The 6,911-nt window shown below is 69.0% G+C and carries 5 protein-coding genes; 2 read left to right on the top strand and 3 right to left on the bottom strand.

Features of this window, described 5'->3' with window-relative positions; all coding sequences use genetic code 11:
- Positions 1-77 precede the first annotated feature (77 nt).
- On the bottom strand, positions 78-1,340 hold the full coding sequence (gene hisS, locus AOK08_RS36915; RefSeq protein WP_055534256.1) for a histidine--tRNA ligase: 1,263 nt from the start codon (positions 1,338-1,340) through the stop codon (positions 78-80).
- An 11-nt stretch (positions 1,341-1,351) separates the two neighbouring features.
- Positions 1,352-2,074: an MBL fold metallo-hydrolase gene (locus AOK08_RS36910; protein WP_055534255.1), complete on the bottom strand. Its 723-nt coding sequence runs from the start codon at positions 2,072-2,074 to the stop codon at positions 1,352-1,354.
- 177 nt (positions 2,075-2,251) lie between these two features.
- Here AOK08_RS36910 and AOK08_RS36905 point away from each other — a divergent pair, with 177 nt between their 5' ends.
- Together AOK08_RS36905 and AOK08_RS36900 are read left to right on the top strand one after the other, a co-directional pair.
- Positions 2,252-3,076: a peptidylprolyl isomerase gene (locus AOK08_RS36905; protein ID WP_055534249.1), complete on the top strand. Its 825-nt coding sequence runs from the start codon at positions 2,252-2,254 to the stop codon at positions 3,074-3,076.
- A gap of 134 nt (positions 3,077-3,210) precedes the next feature.
- Positions 3,211-4,440: a DUF349 domain-containing protein gene (locus AOK08_RS36900; protein WP_055534245.1), complete on the top strand. Its 1,230-nt coding sequence runs from the start codon at positions 3,211-3,213 to the stop codon at positions 4,438-4,440.
- 140 nt (positions 4,441-4,580) lie between these two features.
- Here AOK08_RS36900 and AOK08_RS36895 read toward each other — a convergent pair.
- Positions 4,581-6,911 (bottom strand): RelA/SpoT family protein (locus AOK08_RS36895; RefSeq protein ID WP_055534241.1); only part of this gene is annotated, 2,331 nt, incomplete at its 5' end.

Genomic DNA, 6,911 nt, shown 5'->3' with positions numbered 1-6,911 from the left:
GGGGCGGCAGCCCCCAGGGACTGGACGGGAATGGGTAGGGGCGGCGGGGGCGGGAAAAGCCGCCGCCCACCACCACCTCAGCCCAGCCTCGCCCCCAGCTCCGCCACGATCTCGTCCACGCCGACCGCCGTCTGCTCCCCGGATTCCATGTCCTTCAGCTGAACGACGCCCTCCGCGAGGTCGCGTTCCCCGGCGACCAGCGCGAAGCGGGCACCCGACCTGTTGGCCGCCTTCATGGCCGCCTTGAGCCCCTTCGCCCCGTACGAGAAGTCCGCCGCGACCCCCGCCTTCCGCAGCTCCGTGACCTTCGCGAACAGCACCCGGCGAGCCTCCTCGCCCAGCGGCACCGCGAACACGCTCGTCGCGGACGGGAGTTCGAGCTCGACCCCCTCCGCCTCAAGCGCCAGCACCGTACGGTCGACGCCCAGCGCCCAGCCCACCGACGGCAGCGCGGGGCCGCCGATCATCTCGGAGAGACCGTCGTAGCGCCCACCGCCGCCCACCGCGGACTGGGACCCCAGACCGTCGTGGACGAACTCGAAGGTCGTACGGGTGTAGTAGTCCAGGCCGCGGACCAGCTTGGCGTCGTCCTCGAAGGCAACGCCCTGCGCGACCAGCAGCTCCCGCACCTCCTCGTGATACGCCTTGCACGCATCGCACAGGAAGTCCCGCAGCAGCGGCGCCCCCACCAGCTGCTTCTGGACGTCGTCCCGCTTGTCGTCCAGGACGCGCAGCGGGTTGATGTCGGCGCGGCGCAGCGTCTCCTCGTCGAGGTCGAGGCCCCGGAGGAAGTCCTGCAGCGCGGCCCTGTAGACCGGGCGGCACTCCTTGTCGCCCAGCGAGTTCAGCAGGATGCGGAAGTTCCGCAGCCCCAGCGCCCGGTACGCCTGGTCGGCCAGGATGATCAGCTCGGCGTCCAGCGCCGGATCCTCCGCGCCGATCGCCTCCGCGCCCACCTGCGAGAAGTGGCGGTAACGGCCCTTCTGGGGGCGCTCGTAGCGGTAGTACGAGCCCGAGTACCAGAGCTTGACCGGCAGGTTGCCCAGCTTGTGGAGGTTGGCCTCAAGCGCCGCGCGCAGGACCGACGCGGTGCCCTCGGGGCGCAGGGCCAGCATGTCGCCGCCCTTGGTCTCGAAGGCGTACATCTCCTTCGTGACGATGTCCGTCGACTCGCCCACACCCCGGGCGAACAGTTCGACGTTCTCGAAGCCCGGCGTCTCGATGTAGCCGTAGCCGGAGTTGCGCAGCGGGGCCGCGATGGCTTCCCGTACCGCCAGGAACTTCGCGCTGTCCGGCGGGATCAGGTCGTAGGTGCCCTTGGGGGCCTTGAAGGTGCTCACGGAAGGTCTCGTCACATTCCTCGTCGGTGAGGGGGGTTCGTTCCCTCGCCGCGATCTTGAAGGCCGGCCGCCACCTGCCGCAGGTACGGGTTGGTGGCGCGCTCCTGGCCGATGGTCGTCTGGGCGCCGTGGCCGGACAGCACCACGGTCGAGTCGTCGAGCGGCAGGCACACGCGGGCCAGCGAGTCGAGCATCTCGGCCATGTCACCGCCGGGCAGGTCGGTGCGTCCGATGGAGCCGGCGAAGAGCAGGTCGCCCGAGAAGAACACGGACGGGATGTCCGTGGTCTCGGGCATCCTGAACGTCACCGACCCCTTGGTATGGCCCGGCGCGTGCGCGACGCTCAGCTCCAGTCCCGCCAGTTCCAGCCGTGCGCCGTCCGTGAGCTCCTTGACGTCGTCCGGTTCCCCGATGGTCAGCTCGCCCATCAGCGGCATCCCGATGGAACGGCCGAGCGCCTTCTCCGGGTCGCTCATCATGTAGCGGTCGTCGGGGTGGATCCACGCCGGGACACCGTGCGCGCCGCACACCGGGACGACCGAGGCGACATGGTCGAGGTGGCCATGGGTGAGGACGACGGCGACGGGCTTGAGGCGATGCTTCTTCAGCGTCTCCTCGACTCCCTCGGCGGCCTGATGGCCCGGGTCGATGATCACGCACTCCTCACCGGCGGCGGGGGCGACGAGATAACAGTTCGTCCCCCAGGCGCCGGCCGGGAACCCGGCAATGAGCACGATCGTCCTTCGATTTGTGGCGTACGTGGCCGTACGGGGTGGCTGGCAGTGCCCCAGAGCCTACCGGCGCTGCCGTTTCCTCAGCGAACCCATATACGGTACGGGGCACACGCAGGCGATCGGCACACAAGACGCACGCGACCAGTTGACGTACGAGACGCATGAGGAGAGAACCCGGTGGTCACCCAGGAGCAGCGGCGGCGTCAGCTCGCCCGGGAGAAGTTCTTGCGGCAGCAGCAGCGGCGTACGGCCGCGCGGCGCAAGTCGAACGTGCGCAACTCGGTGATCGCGTCGGTCCTCGGCGTGATCGTCGTGGGCAGCCTGGTCTCGTACGCGACCGGGGTCTTCAAGAACGACGACAGCAAGGCGAACGCGAGCGCGGAGGTCACCCCGAGCCCGAGCGCCCCGCCGAAGAAGGCCGCGGACCCCTGCCAGAAGCCGGCCGCGGGGGCGGTGAAGTCGCTGAGCTGGAAGAAGGAGCCGGCGATGACCATCGACACGTCGGCGAAGTACGACATGAAGCTCGCGACGACCTGCGGCGACATCGACATCGCCCTGAAGACGTCCGCGGCGCCGCACACGGTGAACTCGTTCGACTTCCTGGCGCGCGAGGGCTACCTCGACCACACCAAGTGCCACCGGCTCACCACGAACGGCATCTACGTGCTGCAGTGCGGTGACCCGAAGGGCACCGGTATGGGCGGTCCCGGCTACACGCTCCCGGACGAGAACCTGAAGGACAAGAGCCTCAAGAGCAACACCTACCCGGCGGGCACGATCGCCATGGCCAACACGGGTCAGGCGCACACCGGCGGCAGCCAGTTCTTCCTGGTCTACAAGGACAGTCAGCTTCCGCCCAGTTACACACCGTTCGGCACGATCAGCCCGTCGGGCATGAAGGTGCTGACGAAAATCGCCGCGGCCGGTGAGGCCACGGGACAGGGCGACGGCGCACCGAACGCGACCGTTGTGATCAACAAGGCGACCGTAACGAAATCCTGACCGCCAACTGCGAAACTTCGGTCGCGCGGGATGCGGACAGCATCCCTGCCGGTCGCCTATGTTGGCCGAGACGAAACTGTGGACGATGCCCGGGGGTGCAGAGCCCTCCGCAGGCATCATGTGGAGGAGGCGCTGTGAGCAGCGACCCGTGGGGCCGCGTCGACGAGACGGGGACCGTGTACGTGCGTACTGCCGACGGTGAGCAGGTCGTCGGTTCCTGGCAGGCCGGCTCCCCCGAGGAGGCGTTGGCCTACTTCGAGCGCAAGTACGAGGGCCTGGTTGTCGAGATCGGCCTCCTCGAGAAGCGAGTGAAGACCACCGACCTGTCCTCGAAGGACGCCCAGGTGGCCATCGACCACATCCGCGCACAGGTGGACGCCCACCACGCGGTCGGCGACCTGGCCGCGCTGAAGGTCCGGCTGGACAAGCTCGTGGAGACCGTCGAGGCCCGCCGCGAGGAGCGCAAGCAGCAGCGGGCCAAGCAGTCCGACGAGGCACGGCACGCCAAGGAGGCGCTGGTCGTCGAGGCGGAGGAGCTGGCGCAGTCCGACCAGTGGCGCTCCGCCGGTGAGCGGCTGCGCGCGCTGGTGGACATCTGGAAGGGGCTGCCCCGGCTCGACCGGAAGTCGGACGACGAGCTGTGGCACCGCTTCTCGCACGCCCGCTCGGCGTTCTCCAAGCGCCGCAAGGCGCACTTCGCGTCCCTGGACGCGCAGCGCGAGGACGCCCGCAAGGCCAAGGAGAAGCTGGTCGCGGAGGCCGAGAGCCTGTCGTCGTCGACCGACTGGGGTCCGACGGCGGCGCGCTACCGCGAGCTGATGACGGACTGGAAGGCCGTCGGCCGTGCCCAGCGCGAGCACGAGGACGACCTGTGGAACCGCTTCCGCGGCGCCCAGGACGTGTTCTTCGCGGCGCGCAGTTCGGTCTTCGCCGAGCGGGACGCGGAGCAGACCGAGAACCTCAAGCTCAAGGAGGAGCTGGCCGGGGAGGCCGAGAAGCTCCTGCCGATCACGGATCTCAAAGCGGCGCGGGCCGCCTTCCGTTCGATCAATGAGCGCTGGGAGGCCATCGGGCATGTGCCGCGTGACTCACGGCCGAAGGTCGAGGGCCGGATGCAGACGGTCGAGCGGGCTCTTCAGGAGTCCGAGGAGAACGAGTGGCGCCGGACGAACCCGGAGGCACGCGCGCGTGCCGAGGGTCTGACCGGTCAGCTCCAGGCCGCCGTGGACAAGCTCACCGGCCAGATCGAGGCCGCCAGGGCACAGGGCAACAACGCCAGGGCCGACAAGCTCCAGAAGGAGCTCGACGGCCGCCAGGCGCTGCTGGACCAGGCGCTCAAGGGTCTGCAGGAGTTCGGCGGCTGACCGGCTGATCTCCCGCCGGTCGCGTCGCACGGGTTCCGTCGCACGCTGCCGGACGAACGAAGGGGCTCCCGTACATCTCGTACGGGAGCCCCTTCGCGTGCCCTGTGATGTGCCCTGTGTGCCCCCTGTGCCGCGTGTGGCTACGGTCTGCGGGCCGAGGTCACCCGGTAGACGTCGTACACGCCCTCGACGCCCCTGACGGCCTTCAGGACGTGCCCCAGGTGCTTGGGGTCGCCCATCTCGAAGGTGAAGCGGGAGGTGGCCACCCGGTCCCTCGACGTCTGGACGGCCGCCGACAGGATGTTGACGTGCTGGTCGGACAGGACGCGGGTGACGTCCGAGAGCAGCCGGGAGCGGTCCAGGGCCTCGACCTGGATGGCGACCAGGAACACCGAGGACTGGGTGGGCGCCCACTCGACTTCGAGGATCCGCTCGGGCTCCCGGTTCAGTGACTCGATGTTCACGCAGTCACTGCGGTGAACCGATACGCCACTACCGCGCGTGACGAATCCGATGATGGGATCGCCAGGTACGGGCGTACAGCAGCGGGCGAGCTTCACCCAGACGTCGTCGACGCCCTTGACCACCACACCGGGGTCGTTGTTGGTGCGCCGCTTGCGGCCGCGGGCCGGCGGCACGGACTCGTCGATCTCCTCGGTGGCCGCCTCCTCGCCGCCGAGGGCCTGCACGAGCTTCTGTACGACGTTCTGCGCGGCCACATGGCCCTCGCCGATCGCCGCGTACAGGGACGAGATGTCCGGGTAGCGCATCTCGTGGGCGAGGGTGACGAGGGAGTCACCGGTGAGGATGCGCTGGATCGGCAGGTTCTGCTTGCGCATCGCGCGCGCGATGGCGTCCTTGCCCTGTTCGATCGCCTCGTCGCGCCGTTCCTTGGAGAACCAGGCGCGGATCTTGTTGCGGGCGCGCGGCGACTTGACGAAGCCGAGCCAGTCGCGGGAGGGCCCCGCGCCGGTCGCCTTGGAGGTGAAGACCTCCACCAGGTCGCCGTTGTCCAGGGTGGATTCGAGCGGTACGAGGCGGCCGTTGACCCGTGCCCCTATCGTGCGGTGGCCGACCTCGGTGTGGACCGCGTACGAGAAGTCGACCGGGGTCGCGCCCGCCGGGAGCGCTATGACGTCGCCCTTGGGCGTGAAGACGAAGACCTCGTTGCGGGACAGGTCGAAGCGCAGGGACTCCAGGAACTCGCTGGGGTCCTCGGTCTCCTTCTGCCAGTCCAGCAGCTGCCGCAGCCAGGCCATGTCGTTGAGGTGATCGTCCTTGCCGGTGGCCCTCGGCTGGTCGGACCGCACCTTGGAGGCGCCGGCGACGGCCTCCTGCTTGTACTTCCAGTGCGCGGCGATGCCGTACTCGGCGCGGCGGTGCATGTCGAACGTACGGATCTGGAGTTCGACGGGCTTGCCGTTGGGTCCGATGACCGTCGTGTGCAGCGACTGGTACATGTTGAACTTGGGCATCGCGATGTAGTCCTTGAACCGGCCGGGGACCGGGTTCCAGCGCGCGTGCACGGTGCCGAGGGCGGCGTAGCAGTCCCGGACGGTGTCGACGAGGACGCGGATGCCCACCAGGTCGTAGATCTCCGCGAAGTCACGGCCTCGTACGATCATCTTCTGGTAGACGCTGTAGTAGTGCTTCGGGCGGCCGGTGACCGAGGCCTTGATGCGGGCCGCGCGGAGGTCGGACTGGACCTCGTCGGTCACTATGGCCAGGTACTCGTCACGTTTCGGTGCCCTCTCGGCCACCAGCCGGACGATCTCGTCGTACATCTTGGGGTAGAGGATCGCGAAGGCGAGGTCCTCCAGCTCCCACTTGATGGTGTTCATGCCCAGGCGATGGGCGAGCGGCGCGTAGATCTCCAGCGTCTCGCGCGCCTTCTTCTCCTGCTTCTCGCGCTTGAGGTAGCGCATGGTGCGCATGTTGTGGAGGCGGTCGGCGAGCTTGATGACCAGGACGCGCGGGTCCTTGGCCATCGCGACGACCATCTTGCGCACGGTCTCGGCCTGCGCGGCCTCGCCGAACTTGACCTTGTCGAGCTTGGTGACGCCGTCCACCAGGAGCGCGACGGAGTCGCCGAAGTCGCGGCGGAGCTGGTCGAGGCCGTACTCGGTGTCCTCGACCGTGTCGTGCAGCAGGCCCGCCATCAGGGTCGCCGGGTCCATGCCCAGTTCGGCGAGGATCGTGGTGACGGCCAGCGGGTGGGTGATGTACGGGTCGCCGCTCTTGCGCTTCTGGCCGCGGTGCCAGCGCTCGGCCACCTGGTAGGCGTTCTCGATCTGGCGGAGCGTCGCCGTCTCGATCTTCGGGTCGTTGCTGCGCACCGCCCGCAGCAGCGGCTCCAGCACCGGGTTGTACGGGTTCGAGCGCTGTACGCCGAGCCGGGCCAGCCGGGCGCGGACACGGTTGGGGGAGGCGGCGCGGGCGGGCTGGCCGGAGGCCGCCGGACGGACCGCGGG

The organism is Streptomyces graminilatus, from assembly GCF_001418565.1.
In the GTDB taxonomy this organism is placed as follows: Bacteria; Actinomycetota; Actinomycetes; order Streptomycetales; family Streptomycetaceae; genus Streptomyces; species Streptomyces graminilatus.
This window is presented reverse-complemented; position numbering and strand designations above follow the sequence as displayed.